The organism is Streptomyces sp. NPDC007856, from assembly GCF_042868225.1.
GTDB lineage: Bacteria > Actinomycetota > Actinomycetes > Streptomycetales > Streptomycetaceae > Streptomyces.
The window spans coordinates 246187-264957 of record NZ_JBIAEC010000013.1 but is presented as its reverse complement, the minus strand read 5'-3'; the positions used below and the strand labels follow the sequence as shown (position 1 = coordinate 264957).

7 protein-coding genes are annotated in these 18771 nt (G+C 70.3%); 4 read left to right on the top strand and 3 right to left on the bottom strand.

The annotated features are described in order from the left end of the window. Positions 1–11: 11 nt before the first annotated feature. Entirely contained in the window at positions 12–2561 is a 2550-nt protein-coding gene (locus ACFYOH_RS29620) for a DUF262 domain-containing protein (RefSeq protein WP_388631622.1), read from the bottom strand. 106 nt (positions 2562–2667) lie between these two features. Continuing rightward, positions 2668–3507 (bottom strand): hypothetical protein, encoded by an 840-nt coding sequence (locus ACFYOH_RS29615; RefSeq protein WP_388631619.1) that lies wholly within the window; start codon positions 3505–3507, stop codon positions 2668–2670. Positions 3508–3862: 355 nt separating this feature from the next. On the opposite strand from ACFYOH_RS29615, the gene ACFYOH_RS29610 reads away from it, so the two are divergent. Then, positions 3863–9721, top strand: a complete 5859-nt coding sequence (locus ACFYOH_RS29610) for an AAA domain-containing protein (protein WP_388631616.1) — start codon at positions 3863–3865, stop codon at positions 9719–9721. A 58-nt stretch (positions 9722–9779) separates the two neighbouring features. On the opposite strand, the gene ACFYOH_RS29605 is transcribed toward ACFYOH_RS29610, so the two are convergent. Continuing rightward, positions 9780–11951: a UvrD-helicase domain-containing protein gene (locus ACFYOH_RS29605; protein WP_388631613.1), complete on the bottom strand. Its 2172-nt coding sequence runs from the start codon at positions 11949–11951 to the stop codon at positions 9780–9782. Positions 11952–12132: 181 nt separating this feature from the next. On the opposite strand from ACFYOH_RS29605, the gene drmA reads away from it, so the two are divergent. The 3 genes from drmA to drmC are packed head-to-tail and all read left to right on the top strand — an operon-like array spanning position 12133 to position 18616. Further along, positions 12133–15963 (top strand): DISARM system helicase DrmA, encoded by a 3831-nt coding sequence (drmA, locus tag ACFYOH_RS29600; RefSeq protein ID WP_388631610.1) that lies wholly within the window; start codon positions 12133–12135, stop codon positions 15961–15963. Next, positions 15960–17855 carry a DrmB family protein gene (drmB, locus tag ACFYOH_RS29595; RefSeq protein ID WP_388631607.1) on the top strand — a complete coding sequence of 632 codons (1896 nt, stop codon included), beginning with the start codon at positions 15960–15962 and terminating at the stop codon, positions 17853–17855. Before drmA ends, drmB begins: the two co-directional genes overlap by 4 nt. Continuing rightward, the gene (gene drmC, locus ACFYOH_RS29590) at positions 17852–18616 is read left to right on the top strand and encodes a DISARM system phospholipase D-like protein DrmC (RefSeq protein WP_388631604.1); all 765 of its coding nucleotides are present in this window, start codon (positions 17852–17854) and stop codon (positions 18614–18616) included. Before drmB ends, drmC begins: the two co-directional genes overlap by 4 nt. The last annotated feature ends 155 nt before the right edge of the window (positions 18617–18771 follow it).

Sequence of the window (18771 nt, the reverse complement as noted above, 5' to 3'; positions counted from 1 at the left end):
CCCTCCTGGCTTCAGTCCCGCCGAGCCAGATCCAGTGCCGCCACTCCCACGAACCAGTCCAGCACCTCGCAAATCTCGTCACCGTGCTCGGCGAAGACCGTCACAGGGAAGGAGGGGCGCAGTTCCAGCTTCGCCTCGGGCAGGTCGATGCCGTCGATCTTGTTCAGGCGGTTCAGCAGTTCCCGGCGCTGTTCGGTGTCGTCGAAGGGGGTGCGGGACTTCAGGTACTGGAAGACCACCTCGACCGTGCCGCTCACCGGATAGATCGCGAGCGGCCAGAGCAGGTGGGGGCTACGGCTCGTCCCGGCGTCCAGCATCGGGAAGCAACTGGTCTCCTCATGGCGGCCGTAGTTGACGTAACCGCCCTGTCGGCGCCAGAACTCGAGGGCCCCCATGACGCCGGGGTGCGCATCCGGCCAGTGTTCCTGCAACTGGGTGTGGAAGCGCTCGGCCGCCGCCGCGTCCTCGCCTTCGGGGAGCGGATCGTGCGCCGCGGGCTCCTGTGCCACGTCCTTACCCAGCAGCGTCGCCAGCTCCGCCGCCGTCAGGCGTTGTGAACGGTGCGCCCGGCCCCAGGTGTCGAAGCGCACGCCCTCGCTCGTCAGCAGCTCCTGCGGCGGCTGCCGGTCGTCGCCGTCCGCCCAGCGGAAGGAAGGGGAGATCTTGCCTTCCGAGGTGAGCACTCGGTAGGCGCCGATCACCGTCGAGTTGCCGCCCAGGTACGCTCCGACGGCCACCGGGTGGCTGCCGATCAGCTCGGCGACATCGCCGTACGTGGTCCACGTGCCGCTCGGCATCGCCACCAGCGCGGCCCGCAGCTCGGCCCAGCCCGGGGACTCCTCACCGGCTGGCTTGACCCCGCCGATCGGGCCGGGCCACAGCTCCACCGCGCGCTCGGACAGGCGGTCGGCACGCGCCAGGATCTCCGCCTTGCCCCAGCGCTGCGCCGAGGCGATCTCGAGGTTCATGCGCAGGGCGCTGGAGTCGAGGATCTGCTGCTTGCGCTCGAAGGGGTGGTTGGACAGCTTGCCGTTGTCGCCGGTCAGTGTGAGGTTGCCGAGGGTGTGCACCAGCAGGTCGTGCAGTTCCTGCGGAGTCTGGTTCGGCTCCGTCTCCTCGGAGAGGAGGTCGAACCACGCCGGAGCGGGTCGCTGCGGCAGGACGTGCTCCACGCTGAGGGACGCCTTGGCGAAGTCCACGGGCTCGGAGGGACGGTAGCTCTCCTCCAGGCGGCGGAGGATGTAACTGCGCTGTGGAGGACGGCCACTCCAGTAGAACGGCTTGGTGCGGATCGCCTCGCGCAGCTCCTCGTCGCTCGGCCAGCGACGGCGACGGCCGGACAGGAACCGCCGTACCGCCTCGGCGGCGGGCCGGTCGGCCTCCAGCTCCTTCGGCGCCTCCATGAAGATCCGGTTGAGGCCGGTCGTCGGCGTCTGGCAGATCAGGCGCCGTACCAGATAGGACTCGACGTAGCCGAGCGCCTGCGCCGCGTCGTCCGGAGTCGTCCGGCCGGCCGCGAGCAGGTCCAGCAGGTGCAGTGCGAGCGGGTAGTGCGTCTGACCACCCCAGGCGGCCAGGCGTTCCAGGACCGCGCGCAGGGCGGGGGACTGCTCACGGGCGGGTTCGACGATGCGCAGGAACCTGCCGGCCCGCTCGGCCAGCTGCTCGATCTCGTGCTGTAGCGCGTCCTCGTCGCCGGCCAGCGGCTGGAGCCGTTTCTGCTGTTCCCGGTAGATCTCGCTCTGCTTGGTCTTGTAGTGGCCACGTACCACCAGGTCGAGCCAGACCAGCAGTTCGAGGTTCTTCGGGCCCAGGCTCTGCTGCATGGGCAGCCACAGCTCCTGGTAGATCCGTTCGCCTCGCTTGGGCAGCAGCATGAAGACGTAGTTGCGCAGCAGGTCGCTCTGGCTGAGCCCGACACCCGTGTTGTTGATCGACTCGAAGATCCGGTAGACGTTGTCACCGGACTCGGCGGTGATCTCCACGATGGACAGCAGATCCTCGAGGACCGTCTCGACCGTGGCGGTGCACCGCTCGTCGCCCGCCTCGTGACCCTCGGCGAGCGCACCGCGGAAGAAACGGTAGGCGGCTCCGATGTTGTCGCTGCCGCCGGCCTCGGCCCGGGACTGGACGCAGGCGGTGTACGCCTCGCGGTCCGCCTGCGTGGGAAGCAAACGGTAGTGGTCCGCACCCTCGTGGAACTCGTTGACCAGTATCTGGCGGTGCACCCGGTCCACACCCCGCGCGTCACCCGTCTCCTTCAGATGGTCACGCAGCGCCGTGAAGGCCAGCATCAGCGTGGTCAGACGCTGCTGCCCGTCCACCACCAGCCATCTCTGCACGCCGCCCGCCTGGATCTGGCCCGGTGCGAGCACCACCGAACCCAGGAAGTGCGGCGCCGCCGCCTCACCGGCCAGATGCTGTTCGACGAGTTCCCCGACGTCCTCCCACAGCCGCTGGAGCTGTTCCCTGCCCCAGCTGTACGTGCGCTGGTAGAGCGGGACCTGAAACTGCTTGTCACCTTGGACGAGCTTGAGGAAGGTGATCTCCTGGGCGCGCATGCGCCTCCTTTCCCATGTGTCCCCCTGCCGAGTGCCACAGGCCCGGCCCATCCATGTCCCGGCGTTTCTCGCGCCAGGGGCGGCTGTCCGCTGAATCTATGCCTCTTCAGGCGCTGTTGTCCGCCGATGTCAGGGCCGAGCGACTGGAGACGCGGGGCATGGTCTCGTTGGGGGAGCGGCGCAGCAGCTTGATGCTGCGGCCCTCCACCCACGCGTTCCACGCCTTGAGGTAGTAGAGCAGGTGCTCACGTGAGTCGTCCCGACGCCGGTGTGCGTTGCCCAGTGCCAGGCTGAGCATGGTGTTGCGCAGCGTGAGACGCGGGTCGCCCGGCTCCAGACGCGCTCCGGTGAGGACTCCCTCCTCCCAGGCGGACTGATCGATGTCGGGCCGGGCCTCGGTGGTGACGTACCAGCCGATCGTCGCGGCCGTGACGGTGATGCGGCATCCGCGGTTGAAGGCGATGCCGTGCTGCAGGGCGTCGCGGACACCGGGGTGCTTGGCGAGCACGTCCAGGAGCTGGTCGTTGCTCGTGACCGACGATCCGCCGCTCCACGCGGAGTTCGGTGCGGTCCGATAGAGATGCAGTCCTCGCAGGGCGGCCGCCAGATGGGTCGCGTTGGCCTCACCCGCGAGGGCGAGTGCGTCGCGGCCGGTGCGCTTGCGGCCTGTGTCCATCACGGTGAACGCCGTGCGCGGCACACCGCGCGCGACGGTCAGCTGCACGGTGACTCCCGCCTTGACGATGGCCGCCAGGCGGTGCTGCCCGTCGATCAGGACACCGTCTTCGTCGAAGGCGATGCCCTGGTGAGTCAACTGCCACTCACCACGCTGGATCTGGCCGGCCAGTTGCTGCACCGTGCCCTTGCTGAGCGGTCGGTTGTTGGTGTTTCGGGTCAGCCACTGTGCCGCCAACTGGGGCGAGACGTCGACCACTTGCATGTCCATGGCGCGATTGCCCTTCTCCGGGAGGGACGTCACGCACAATGCACGGGTGACGCCATCGAGATCCTGCCGTGAGGTTGTGTACTGAGTCAATGGCCTTTCCGTCGCCGACGCCGACGTCTGTCCTGACGCCGGGGCGCCCTGAAGTCGCTGCTTGATCGCTCAACGTTGAGCTTGCGGCCCGGCTGGTCTCAAGGCGGCAGTGCTGTCAGGAGTTGCTGATACGCTCCCCGCGTGTGCTCAGTTCACACTCAAGTTCGCGCGCTGGGGGGCGCCTTGTGGGCGGCTTGAGGCGGCTGGGCGAGATGTCACTGAACGGGTCATGAGCTGGCCCTCAGCACACAGTGGGGTGGGGCGTGTGAGTCAGGATGAGAGCGTGCCGGGTGACGGCCTGCGGCCGGTCGGTTCCGTCTACCAGTACGACGACGGCCTGTATGTACGGGTGGACGACGTCATGCCCTACGATCTGGCCGACGCCGACGACAGTCACGGGTATCGGCCGGGTGACGACTTGGTGCGCTGCACCCTGCACCTGAGCAACGGCACCGGGCGGCCCGTCGACGTGGACGGGATCACCCTGCTGGTGCGCGGCGGCCCGTACGGCAAGACGGCCCGTCAGGTGCAGGACTACAGCGGTGATCTGCTCGACGGCGAGCTGGAGGGCACCCTGCGCACGGGACGCAGGCTCTCCGCCACGTGGGCCTACAGCATCCCCGCCGGAACCGCCGACGACCTGGACATCGAGGTCCGTTTCCGGGGGACGCACGACCGGGAGAGTGTCACCTTCACCACGGCCGCGACTGCGGTGCCGGCCACCCTGGGCACCGCCGCCGCGTCCTTGTCCCGTGTCAGCCCCACACAGGCAGAGCCCGGCGACCCCGGCATCCGCACCGGCGGATTCGGGCAGCAGCACAGCGCCCGTGCCACGCTCGACGCCGTCCCCGCGCAGCCGGCCGGCCCGGGGCGCCAGGCCACGCCGTCACCCGCACCTCAACTCTCCGCCGACGAGCTCGACGCCGCACGCGTGCGGCAGATCTTCCGCTTCCTCGCCGAGGCGGAGGAGTCGAAGACACGCCCCGTGCGTACGCTGGACGGCGCGGCCGGCACCGTGTGGTTCGACGAACTGCCCGACGACGACGGTGTCGAGGTGATGATCGACGGCATGCTCGGCACCGACGAGCCGGCCTGGCTGACCGTCACCCGCCCCGAGCGCGAGGACGCGCCGCACCCCAAGGCTCTGCTCGCCCCCTGGGTGGACGAGAACCGCATCCGCGACTTCAAGCAGACCAGCGCCCCACACCTGCGCCGGCGCATCGAACCGGAGTTTCCCGACTGGTCGCAGGGCATCCCGCTCGACAAGACCTACCACGAGCTGGACGAGCACCCCCAGCGGGAGAAGATCGAGAAGCTGTACGCCGCCTGGGCACAGGAATGGCTCGCGTGGGCGGAGCGGCGCCGCGCGATCGACCCCGTCGTCAGGCTGTATGACCGGCTGCACAAGATGCACGAGGACGCCGCCAACCTCGGCGAGGCCTACGAACTCGTGCTCGGTCTCGGCCGCCTGACCTGGCAGACGGCCGCGGGGCAGCGGGTGGAACGGCACCTCGTCACCCACCGGGCCACCCTCCGGCTCGATCCGTCCACCGGCACGCTCACCGCCGCCCCCGATCCGACCGGCGCCGGACTGGAACTCGAAGAGGGCATGCTCGAAGGGGCCCAGCACGTGCCGGGTCCCGTGCGGGAGAAGATCGTCGAGGTACTGGAAGGCGCCTCGGACGTAACGGACCCCGAACACCTCGACGCCGTGCACACCGCCCTGCGCAGCTGGGTCAACGCCGCGCACAGCGCCGGCGGCTACGCACCGACCGTGGAGCGCGCCAAGCCGCGCAGCCTCGACGTTCCGCAGGTGGGACTCACCCCCGCGCTCGTCCTGCGGGAACGCAGCCGCCGCTCGACCATGGACGCGCTCAAGTCCATCGCCCGGCAGATCGACGCGGGCACCCCGCCCACCGAACTGCTCAGCTACATCGCGGGCCGCGACGGCGCGCTCACCGCGGCGGACCTCGCGGCGGCGGAGGGCGGGACCGCGACCGACGGCGACGAGATGTACTTTGCCCTGCCCGCCAACGAGGAGCAGCGCACGATCGCCGAACGCCTGCGCGCCAACCGGCTCGTCGTCGTCCAGGGTCCGCCCGGCACCGGCAAGACGCACACCATCGCGAACCTGGTCACGGACCTGCTGGCCCAGGGCAAGCGGGTCCTCATCACCAGCCACACCCCGCGTGCCCTGCGCGTGCTGCGGGACAAGCTTCCGGAGTCCGTCCGCGACCTGTGCGTGAGCCGTACCGAGGACGGCGCGGCCGCCCAGCGCGAGCTGGAGGCGTCCGTGCACAAGATTCTCAGCGAGTACGCCGGCTACGACGAGAAGGCCTCCTGGAAGGCGGTCAAGGCGCTCCAGTCCCGACTCGCCAAGGCCCGCGCAGCTCAGCAGGCCATGCTGCGCGACCTCGCGGTGCTGCGCGAGCAGGAAACCCACCGCTTCGAGGCGGAGATCGGCGACTACAGCGGCAGCCTCCAGGAGATAGCCGAGCGGCTCACCGCGGAGACGGGACGATACGACTGGCTCGGCCCCGTCCCGCAGGAGCAGCCCGCCCTGACCGCCGACGAGGCCCTGCGCCTGCTGCACGCCACCCGCGCGTACACCCCGGACCACCAGGCCCTGGCCGCCGAGGTGCCCGGACCCTCCGAGCTGCCGAGTCCCGGTGACTTCGAGGAGGCCGTGCGGGTCGTGCGGTCGGCTGAGGACGCGCATGCCGCCGCGCGCCGGGATCCCCTGTGCGCGGAGCACGACGCCGCGGTGCGGAGCCTGAGCGAGGCCGAACAGCAGCGGCTGTCCTCGGCGCTCGACGCCTTCTCCGCCGCCCGCGCCCGTGCCGCGTCCCTCGCCGCTCCGGCCGGCGACTGGGCCGCGGTGCTGCTGAAAGAGGTGACCGAGGGCCAGGATTGGCAGGCGCGCAGCCGGCGGGCCGCCGTCTCCGATGCCCTCGCCGCCGTCGACGCCTCGCTCGCCACGCTCGGCACGGCCATGGTCAGCGGCCTGGACCAGTACGACCCGGCCACGGCGCTCGCCCAGGCCACCGCTCTGCACGACGGGCTCGGTCAGGGCCAGAAGCTGCGCGGGCCCCTCGGCATGCGCTCCAAGCTGGCGAAGACGGTCGGCGCGTTCGTGGACGCCGTACGGGTCGACGGACGGACTCCGGAGGACGTCCCGACGGCGGCTGTCGTCCTCGCCCGCATTCGGCTCGAACTGCGCCTGGCCCAGGTGGAGTCCGAGTGGGGCACTCCCGCCACCGCCTGGCACGGACACGGGCCCCGTCTCGCACGGCTGCGTCAGGAGGCGGAGGTGCTCGACGCGCTGCTCGCTGTCGCCGCCGCGCGTACCGACGTCCTGACCGCCGCGGCCACCTCACCGGCGCTCGCCGTCGCCACCTGGCACAACGCCTCCATCGAGCACGCCGTGCGCACCTTGCTGCGCGCGGCGACCACGCTGCGCGCGGCCGAAGAGTCACGCAAGGTCATCGCGGACACCGAGGAACTGCTGCGTGCCTGGAGCGACCGGCCCAGTGCCGCACCCGCGGTCGTGCGCGCCCTCGAAGCCGTACGCGACCGGGATCCCGAAGGCTACCGCTCGTTCAGCGAAGAGATGGCCGAGGTGCGGGAAGCCGCGCGGCTGCGGGCCGAACAGGACACGGCCCTCACTTGTGTCCGCGAGGCGTTTCCGGCTCTGGCCGAGCGCATCACGGCCACCCACGAGGACACCGCCTGGGACACCCGGCTGCCCGCGCTTGCCAAGGCCTGGGCCTGGTCGGCGTGGCGTGAGCGCATGGAGCGGCTGACCGACCCCGAGGCCGAACGTGCCCTGCGCAAGCGGTTGACGGAGGCGGACGACGAGGCCCGCATCATGCTCGCCCGGCTCGCCGCCGCCCGTGCCTGGCACCGCTGCCTCGGCCTGCTCACCGGCGACCAGTCCCGGGCGCTCAGCGCCTACCAGCAGGCCGCCCGGCGCATCAAGGGCAAGTACCAGCACCGCTACCGGCGCGACGCCCAGGCCGCACTGCGCAAGGCACAGACGGCGGTGCCGGCCTGGATCATGCCGTTGCACCAGGTCGCCGAGACAGTGCCCATGGACCGGCCCGGCATGTTCGACGTCGTCATCGTCGACGAGGCCAGCCAGTCCGGCCTGGAGGCCATGCTGCTGAGCTGGCTCGCCGACCGGATGGTCGTCGTCGGCGACAGCAAGCAGGTCAGCCCGTCCAACGTCGGCCTCAAGCAGGACGAGTACTTCCACCTCAGAGACCGCCTGCTCACCGCGCTGGAACCGGACGTCCGCAGCCTGTTCGGCCCCGACTCCAGCTTCTTCGACCTCACCGAAGCCCTTTCGGCGGGCCGCGGCACGCTCATGCTCAAGGAGCACTTCCGGTGCATGCCGGAGATCATCTCCTTCTCCAACGACCTCTGTTACAACCGCGATCTGCTGCCCCTGCGGCAGTACGGTGCCGACCGGCTGCCCCCGGTCCGCACCGTGCACGTCGAACACGGTGAAGCCCTCGGCGCCAACTCCCGGCTGTGCAACCCCGCCGAGGCCGAGGCGCTCGTCGACGCCATCGTGCGGTGCTGCGCCGACCCGGCCTACGACGGGAAGACGATGGGGGTCATCAGTCTCCGCGCCAGCAAGGGCCACCTGGCGGAACTGGAAAACCTGCTGGCCGACCGCCTCGACTACGAGCAGCGAGAGGAGCGGCGCATCCGGGTCGGCGACGCCGAGGACTTCCAGGGCGACGAGCGGCACGTCATGTTCGTCTCCTGCGTCAACTCACCGTCCACGGGCGCCGGAACCGTGCCGGGCGGCTTCAACGGCAAGACCTACGAGCAGCGGATCAATGTGGCCGCCTCGCGCGCTCAGGACCAGGTGTGGGTGTTCCACAGCGCGCGCGCCGAACAGTTCCACGAGAACGACCTGCGCCGACGGTGGCTCGACCACCTCACCCGGCCCGCGGAGGAGGACACCGCCGCCGTCGAGGGCGAGGTCCTGCCCGACGCCAGGCACGAAGCGTTCGACAGTCTGTTCCAGCAGAAGGTCTACCTGGAACTGACGGCTCGGGGCTATCGGGTCCGCCCGGGATACAAGGTGGGGCGCCACACCCTCGATCTGGTGGTGGAGGGCGGGACGCGCCGGCTCGCGGTCGCCTGCGACGGCGACGCCTTCGCCGAAGGCGAGGACGCCTCCACCGCGGCGGCCCGACAGCGAGACCTGGAACGCGTCGACTGGACGTTCGTCCGGATCCGGGGCAGCCGGTTCCACCTCGACCGCGAGCAGGCGCTGGCGCCCCTGTGGGCCGAGCTGGAACGGCTGGGCATCGAGCCGGTGCGGGAGGAGACGGAGCAGTCGGACACCGCACCCGACACCGGGCGCGGCGGGACGCAGCCGGACGACGAGAGCGTGGTGACCGAGCGCGGGAGCGAACCGAGCGAGGACTGGGGCGGTACGGCAACGGCGACGGAAGCCGCCGCCGTCGCCGTGGAGGCCGTACCGGCGCCCGTGGATCCGCGCGACTCGCTGCGCGGACCGGTCCTGGAGGCGATGCCGGCCCCCGCGAAGCCGTCCATGGTCTCTTCGAAGAACCGAGCCGGCACCGCGCCCTCCGGGGGCCCGGCCCGGCCGGCGGAGGGTCCGGTGCCGGCGCCGGTCACGCCGGGCTCACTACCGGTCCGGCAGATCCCCGCCGCGGCCTTCCAGCGGCTGGTGCGGGAGGCGCAGCAGTTGCAGGCGGCCCTCGACGCCCCCGACGAGACACCCGACGGGGCCGACGCGGCGCAGCTCGTCTTCCTCAGGAAGACGCGGGCCGACCAGCGTGACCGGCGCACGAAGCGCCTCGCATTCCTGCGGACGTTCCTCGACGCCGTCGGCGTCGGACGGGAACCGACCGCCCCGGACGTGGTGATCCCGGGCGCGCTACTGGTCCTGGAGTTCGACGGCGAACTCGAAGAGGACACCCTGTACACCGTCGCCGAACTATCCACCGAGGAGGCGGACATCGTCTCTCCGTCGTCCCCCCTCGGCCATGCGCTGATGTGGCAGCCCGCCGGACGCGAGATCTCGTACGACGCGTCCCAGGGCAAGAAGCGCTCGGTCGTCGTCCGGGAGATAAGGGCCTGAGCTCTTCGACCGTCGGCCCTGTCACACGTACCGCGCAAGTGACAGGGCCGCGCGTGTCTCAGCCGGCGACCGGGTCCAGCAGGCGGCTGCGCTGACCGCTCCAGGAGATGGCCAGTGCGTCACGCGCCCGCGTGCAGGCGACGAAGAGCAGGCAGTGCTCGGCCAGCAGATCGGAACGGTGCTGAACGGCGTCCTCGTCTGCGGGCGTCACCTGCGGAGCGAAGGGGAGCACGCTCGACGTCACGCCCACGACGGCCACGCAGCGGAACTCGAGTCCCTTCATCGCGTGCATCGTCGCCACGCGCACACCCGACACGTGCGGGCCCGGGTCGTCCTTTACCGCGACCACCGGGAGGCCCTCCCGGCGCAGACGCGTGATGACGGCGTCGACCAGCGTGTTGAACCGGGCGCACACCGCCACTTCGGACAGCTTGACGCCGTCCTGGTCCACCCAGACCCGGATCTGCTCCACCAGCGCCCGCAGCTCGTCGTCCTGGCCGGCGTGGCCGCGGGCCACCGGAACGCGGCCGTGCAGCTCTGACCGGTAGCCCCGCAGCGAGTCGGGGGCGCCCTCATCGTCGTCGTCCTCACCGAGCCGACCCACCGGCTGACCGTCCAGGAGCGACGCCGACCAGCGCAGGATCTCCTCAGTGCTGCGGTAGTTGATGCGCAGCCGGGACGTGCGTCCCCGCACATGAACGCCCAGCGAGCGAAGCGAGACCCGGGAGTCGTAGATGCGCTGGTGGGGGTCGCCGACGAGGAACAGGTCATCGTCCTGTTCGGCGACGCAGGCGCGCAGTACCCGCCACTGGGCCGGGTGCAGGTCCTGCGCCTCGTCCACCACTACGTGACGGTAGCGCGGCCCCTTCTCGGCCAGGATCCGGGCGGCCTGGTCGCAGAGCATGGTGTACGTCGCCGAGTCGCGCGCGGTCAGGTCCGCCGTGAACCGTTCCATCACCCGCCACAGCCGCGCCCGTTGCACCCGTCCGACCTGCGTCCCGCGCCCCCTGCGCACGCAGCGCAGGTACTCCTCGGGCGTCCGCAGGCCCTGAGCCAGGACGACGCTCCGGAACTCCTGGGAGAGGAAGCGCTCGGACCAGGGCAGGTCCTCGCGGGCGGCGGCACGGGTCCAGGCGCTCTTCTCGGCTGCCGCTGACAACGGCTTCGGCGAACTGCCCCTCGCCTCACGTATGACCCGGGCGGCCAGCGAGTCCACCGTCGTGACGTCGACCCGGTCGAGCAGGTGGGCGTCGGCGTCGCCGAGCAGCAGGGCGAGGCTGTCCCGCAGGGCGGCCGCCATGGCGTTGGTGAAGGTGGTGAGCAGGATCCGGTCGCCCTCGTGCCCGGAGCGCAGCAGATGCCGGACCCGGTGCAGCGCGACGACGGTCTTGCCGGTGCCTGGGCCGCCCGTCACCTGAGCGGGTCCGTTGAATCCGGGATGGTAGGCGTACCGGCGCTGGGCGGGGTGCAGGAAGACGCGCCAGCGGGTGAAATCCTCGGTGAGGATGCGCTCCAGCTCACCGGGGCCGGTGACTTCCACGATGCGGTTCGGCGTGTTGAGGATCGCCTCGCTGAGCGTGACGGACGGCCGGTCCTCGGCCGTGCGGACCGTCTGCCCGCGCGGAGCGATCAGCTGCTCCCAGACGTCCTCGGGCGAGTAGCCTGCCGCCAGGTACTCCAGCACCTCGTACTGGTCGGAGGGCATCATGGGCGGCGCCATGACGGTCAGGTCGTCCGCCGTGACGCACACTCGCGCCAGCCGCAGCACCTGATCGTCGATGCCCAGGTCGCGCAGCACGGTGTCGGAGTGCTGGGCGAACAGACGTGCCGGTACCTCGACCGCCTTCGTTTCGAAGTAGGTCTCCATCTGTTCGAGCGCCTCGACATTGCGGACCTCCAGTCCGCCGGTGGCCCCGTTGACCGAGTAGGCGCGCTTGCAGGCCCAGTTGATCGCCTCGTCGTGCGGTGCGACCCGCAGCAGCGTGTACAGCCCGCTCCCGTCGTCTGGGGCGAGGAGAACCCCTCGGTAGAACCGGGTGATCCGAATCGTGCGGATCCGGGGGTCGCGCGCTCCTTCGAGCTTCTCCAGATGCATTCCCTTGCTGGCGTGAAGTTGAGGCACGGTCAGGCCCCGGAACATCTGGATCGCGTCGTTGACGTCCTTCTGAACCGGTCTCTGCAACGAGATCAGATCCGCGACGAAGTCGTCGGAGAGGGCGAGACGGGGCATGGGCGTCCTCGGGTCACGGGCGGACGGCGGGCGGGCACCAGACTAGAGACTGATCGGGATGCCGGGAGACGGAGCCTCCGGGAATCATTGTGTGAACTCAGTCAACATTCTATATTTTTGATGCCGTCACACCATCGGCGCACGCCCGAATCCCAACGGACTGTCCGAAAGGACCCACCGTATGCCGGCCCAGCCTGCCCAGGCCGCTGTCCCACACCCCCTCGACGAAGTTCCCCAGACGTTCCGGGCGGGGGACTCCTACGCGGTCCGGGACGCACTCGTCAGCTACATCCGCCGGGACCTGCTCGGCCCCTGGGACGGCGAGACGGAGACCCTGCCGAGTGCCTCCTCCGGGCCGCGTGACCGTTACCTGGTCGGCATGCTCGGTCCCCGCCCCCAGGCCGTCACCACGGAACGGATCGCCCGGGCGGCGGCACAGAGCGCGGACGGCGAGTCGGGCGACGAGCAGGAAGGTGACGACAGCGACCTGCAGGACCGGCTGAGCCCGCAGGCCGCCGGGCATATCTGGGCGTCGTCCATGGGGCTGTCCTTCACCGTCCCGGCCTCCGTCGGCACGCTCAGCGCCGTGGTCCGCTGGGGGCGGTACACGCAGTCGGAGGAAGCCACCGAGCGGGGGACGACCCGCAGGGTCTGGTCGCGTGAGCCCGTGGAGCACCTGGTGGACATCGACGTGACGGGCTGGGGCGACCGGGCCGTCGAACTCGACGGCGAAGCCGTCGTCCTCGACGTGCAGGTACGCCGGCACACTGGCCGCACGGATGCCGAAGACCTGCGCATAGTCGAGCTGGCCCTGGTGAACCGGCAGCCGGACAGCCGGGACGCACGCGACGCCCACTGGCTCTTCCAGACCGAGATCGACGTCACCGCCTTCCCCGACGACCAGGCCGCGGTCTTCCTGCCGGTCGACGATCCGCTCGACACGGCAGGCCCCGGCAAGGTTCCCGAGGACCCCGAGGAGCGGCGGCTGCGTCTCCTTTACCGGGACAGCCTCAGCCAGGCGAAGGGCCGCAACGTGGCCGTGCACGCGCACGTCCGTGACGGCGAACGCAACGCCCATCGCCTGACCACCGTCTGGCTCCCCGAGTACGACGTGAGGGCCACGACCGCCCCGGCACTCGAGGACCAGGGCCTGCTCCGGGGGCTGGAGTTGGGCATGGACGAACTGGCCGCGCTCGCCGTGCCCGGCCGCCGGTCCGATCTCGGCGCGGCCCTCGCTCCGCTGGCCGACGGGTACGGCGCCTGGCTGGAACAGCAGCGCCGGGCAGCCCGCTCACTCCCCGGCGACCTGCGCGAATCGGCCGAGGTCGCGATCGAGCAGGCACTCGAGGTCTGTGACCGCATCACCCTCGGCATCGACCGGCTCCTGGCCGACGAAACGGCCCTGGCGGCCTTCCGGTTCGCCAACCGGGCCATGGCCCTGCAGCGACGCAACACCGCCGTCGCGGCCGCCCGTGCCGGCCGCGAGAACGACCCCCTCTCCTACCGGGAGGCCCAGGAGGAGGTCCACGCCAAGGGCAAGGCGGCAGCCAGCTGGCGCCCGTTCCAGCTCGCCTTCGTGCTGTTGAACATCGGCTCCCTCACCCAGCCCGGACACCCGCACCGCGGCACCGGCCGGGCAGCCCTCGTCGATCTGCTCTTCTTCCCGACCGGCGGCGGCAAGACCGAGGCGTATCTGGGCCTGGCCGCCTACACCTTCGCGCTCAGACGCCTGCAGGGGACGATCGGCTCGGGAGCCGAGGCCCGCAGCGGCGAGGCCGGGGTGGGCGTGCTCATGCGCTACACCCTGCGACTGCTGACGGCCCAGCAGTTCCAGCGCGCCGCTGCACTGGTGAGCGCCTGCGAGGTGCTGCGCCGCGAGGAGTTCGGACGGGACCGGCGCTGGGGCTCCACACCCTTCCGCATCGGGCTCTGGGTGGGCACCTCCGTCTCGCCGAACTGGTTCGACGAGGCGAAGGAACAGATCGCGGAGGCCAAGGAGAGCGCCAGCGACAAGCACGCCCGCGTCCTTCAGGTCCTCACCTGCCCCTGGTGCGGCAGCGGACTGACGGCCCGCTCGAACATGGAGTACGACGAAGGCCGCCGTCGCATCCTGCTGTACTGTCCGCGCGGGGAGGGAGAGGACTGCTGCCCCTTCTCCCGTCGCGAATCGCTCGGGGAGGGTATTCCGGTCCTCACCGTCGACGAGGAGATCTACCGGCTGGCGCCCTCGCTGCTGATCGCCACGGTCGACAAGTTCGCCCAGCTCCCCTGGAACGGCTACGCGGGCCTGCTGTTCGGCAGGGTCACCGAGCTCTGCCCCCGCCACGGGTACCGGCACGACGACCTGGACGCCAAGACCGGCTGCGGCGGCCGGCACAACGCCCGGGGCGCCCTGCCCGGCGTCACCGCCCAGCCCGTCACCCGCCTGCGACCCCCGGACCTGATCATCCAGGACGAGCTGCACCTGATATCCGGGGCACTCGGCACCACCGTGGGCCTCTTCGAAGGCGCCGTCGACCAGTTGTGCACGTGGAGCTTCACCGACGCCCACGGACGACGTCAGGAGACCGGCCCCAAGATCGTCGCGTCCACCGCGACCACCAAGCGGGCCGCCGACCAGGTGCGCGGTGTCTTCGGCCGCGAGGTCGCCGTCTTCCCGCCCCAGGTGCTGGACGTCGGCGACACCTTCTTCTCCCGGCAGGTGGAACTGAGCCGGGAGAACCCGGGCCGTCGCTACCTCGGAGTGTGCGCGCACGGCACGCGACTGAAAGCCGCCGAGATCCGCGTCGCGGAGATCCTGCTGCTCGCCGGACAGCAGCTCTTCGACGACTACGGCAGCCCCGCGGACCCGTACATGACGCTCGTCGGGTACTTCAACGCGACCCGCGAACTCGCCGGCATGCGAAGGTACATGGACGACGACATCACCACCCGGGTGCGTGCCAACGGCAGCCGCAAGGGCCAGGACACGCTCTCGGACCGCATCGTGAGCAAAACGGGGATGCTCAGCATTCAGGAGCTGACCTCCCGAATCTCCTCGGCGGACATCGGAGCCGCCCTGAAGCGGCTGGAGATCGAGTTCGATCCCGAGCGTGACACCTCGGTGCGACGGCGCGCCTTCATCCGCGAGTACGCCGCCGCCATGAAAGAGAAGCGAGAGCCCCGCGCCTCCATGACACCGACCGTCCGGCAGGCCGTCGACGTGGTCCTCGCCACCTCGATGCTGCAGGTCGGTGTCGACGTCTCCCGCTTCGGCCTCATGCTGGTCGTCGGCCAGCCCAAGAACACCGCCGAGTACATCCAGGCGTCCTCCCGCGTCGGCCGTGACGCCAGGCGCCCAGGACTGGTGGTGACCCTCTACAACTGGTCGCGGCCCCGCGACCTCGCGCACTACGAGGACTTCGAGCACTACCACGCGACGTTCTACCGTCAGGTGGAGGCCCTCTCCGTCACCCCGTACACCCGCCGCGCACTCGACCGTGGCGTCGCCGCCACCTACGTCGCCGCGCTGCGGCACGCGGCCTACGACACCTCCCGCAACCTCGACGCCCACCACGTCGACCTCGACGGGCCGCTCGCGCAGGACATCGAACGGCGGCTTCTGGAACGCGCCGAACGGGTGGGCGGCGACCGGCCGCGCCAGTACCTGAGCGAACGGCTGGACCGGCTGAAGGACGAATGGCGCCGCAAGCGCGACGAGAGCAGCTCAGCGCTCGGCTACCGCAAGGAGAAGCACAAGACGACCGTCGTGAACGGACTGCTCAGACGGGCCGACGGATCCCGGTGGACCGAGCTGACCGTCGGCATGTCGATGCGTGAGACGGAGAACGAGATCAACCTGCTCCTGCCCGGCGGCGGAGCGTTCCTGGAAGAAGCCTCGGGCGGTGGACCCGCCTGGACGTTCGGCACGCCCGCGACCGACTCCGACGCCGACCCCGAAACGGTGACCACCGTGGACAGTGACGAGTACGGGCCCCTCACGGCCGACACGACCAGGAAGGCACAGCGATGAGCACCCATGCCGGCAACCGCAGGGTCGGTGCTGTACGGCCCAGCCACCTCATGTTCACCGCCGGTGTCGGCGCCCTCGTCGACCTGCCGAACTTCTCGGTCCTCATCCGGGGTATCGATTCCTGGAGCCATTCCGGGATCACCGACTACGACATCGACGAGCCCCGCCTCCGCGCCGCGGTCAACCGGTCCCTCCAGCGCTACGGCCGCGGCCAGGTCGAGCAGTTGCGGGCCGCTCCCTGGCTCGAGGGCGCCGACACGGATCCGAAGGGCTGGGCGGCCCAGGGAGTCGGCGTGCCCGTCACGCCCTTCCCGCAGTGGCTGCGCTGCACCGCGTGCAACGTGCTGGCGGCCGTCGACTCCGGAGAGTTCGCGTTCTTCAACTCCAACCCACGGACACCTCACGAGGCCAAGTTCGTCCACGACTGCAAGCGGGGCAAGCCACTCGCTGTGGCCGCCCGCTTCACCCTGGTCTGCACCGCAGGGCATCTCGACGAGTTCCCGTACACCGCGTACGTGCACCACGGCCAGCCCTGCGGCAAGACCCCACGTCCGAAGCTGCGCATGAAGGACCACGGCGGCAACCAGGCGGCCAACGTCACCATCGAATGCGTCGCCTGCGGCGTCAAGCGCAACATCCGGGAAGCCATGGGGGAGCGGGGCCGCCGCAACCTGCCTTCATGCCGCGGGCGGCATCCGCACCTGGGCACCTTCGATTCGAACGGCTGCGCGCAGGAGGCCGTCCTGATGGTGGCGGGCGCCTCCAACCAGTGGTTCCCGCTGACTCTCAGCGCGCTGGCCCTGCCCAAGGTCCAGGGCGGAGACATCGACAAGCTCCTCGACGACCACTGGCCTGACCTCGAACTCATCGAAGACCGGATCCAGTTCGACTTCATGGCGCGCATGCCGAAGTTCGCCTTCCTGAAGGAGTTCGACGCCGACGCCGCGGTCGCGGCCATCGCAGCGCGCAAACAGGGGACGGCCGGACCGGCTCCCTCCGCGCCCGACGTTCAGGCCGACCTCTTCGGCCCAGAATGGGATGCGCTTTCAGGACCCGTCCCTGCTCCCAGTGACGACTTCGCACTGCGGCAGGTCCCGGTGCCGGCCCGTCTGAGCGAGTTGTTCGCCGACATCAGGCAGGTCGAGCGGCTGCGTGAGGCACGGGCGCTGATCGGTTTCACCCGGCTCGACGCACCTGACCCGGAATCCCCGGAGATCGCCACGCGAGTGGAACTGTCCCGCGGAGTCCGCAACTGGGTGCCAGCGAGTGAGGTCCGCGGCGAGGGTATCTTCCTGCGCGTGCGGGACGGTCTGATGGCGGAGTGGGCCGTCCGCATGGAGAAGTCCGCGCAGATGGAGGCACACAGAGAGGCTTACGCACGATTCCGGGCCAACCGGAAGTCGGACCGCAAGACGAGTGACTTCGACCCCTACTACGGCTGGCCCGGAGCACGGTACATCGCCCTGCACACCCTGTCCCACCTGCTGATCCGCACCATCGCCCTGGAATGCGGGTACAACTCCGCCTCGCTCGCCGAGCGTATATACGCGGGAGACGAGCAGAATCCGAGGACGGGCATCCTCATATACACCGCGGTTCCCGACTCCGAGGGCACCTTGGGTGGTTTGGTCTCCCTCGCCGAGGAGCGCGAGTTCGACCGGATCGTGCGCCGGGCCCTGACCGACGCCGGTCACTGCTCGGCCGATCCGCTTTGCGCCGAGCGCCTTCCGCACGATCCGGCCGACTTCCTCCACGGAGCCGCGTGCCACGTCTGCCTCTTCGTCTCGGAGACGACGTGCGAACGCGGCAACCGGTTCCTGGACCGTCGTTTCCTCGTCCCGTTGGCCGGGGACAAGGAACCGGTGCTGACGCCGGTCGGTCTGCTGCCGTGAGCCGACCTGGGTTCGAGGCCGCTGCCGAGGCCGCCGTGGCGGCCCTCGGGCTCTCCCGCACCAAGGATTTGGTCGGGCTGCTCGCTCAGGCACGCTCCCGGGAACGGATCCTGACTGCACTGGCCACGCCGGCGGCCGGCGAGGCCGTGGCGCGACTGTGCGACGCCATCGAGTCGGAGTCGGTGCCGCCGGCCGAGGCGGCTGCCTATCTGCGCGGCTACGTCGCCGCCCGGCAGAAGGCCCGGGACACCGTCCGGGTCCGCACGGTGTGGAGTGGTCCCTCCACACCTGCCGTACCCGTCCGTGCCACCGCCCAGGTGCTCATCGAGGTCATCAACGCGGCCGAGCACGAACTGCTGGCCATGACGTACGCGGCTCGTCCCTACCCCGCCCTGATACGTGCCCTGACAGAGGCCGTGGACAGAGGCGTGCAGACGCACGTCGTGGTCGAGACCCTGGCCGGTGCCGGCGGACTTCTGTCGGGGAAGGAGCCCGCCGACGCGTTCGCGTCGGCGCCCGGCGTGAAGCTGTGGACCTGGGCCCGGAACCCGGCCCGGCAGGCCCGCTCCCGTCAGCACGCCAAGCTCGCCGTCGCCGATCGTCACACCCTCTTCCTCGGCAGCGCCAACCTGACCGAGTCCGCCGCAAGGCGCAACATCGAAGCCGGTGTGCTGATCACCGGCGGGGAAGCGCCCCGACGTGCAGCCGAACACATTGTGGAGTTGCAACGCCTGGGCGTACTGAAGCCTCTTCAGCACTGAACGGCCGAGAACGTCTGGCTCAGTTCTTTGGGCACTCAGAAGAAGCCAAGTTTCTTCGGCGAGTACGAGACCAGGAGGTTCTTCCTCTGCTGGCGGTACATCTGGCCGCCCTGGTGACACGCCGTTGGCCGTGGCGATGAAGCATCACACCTCGT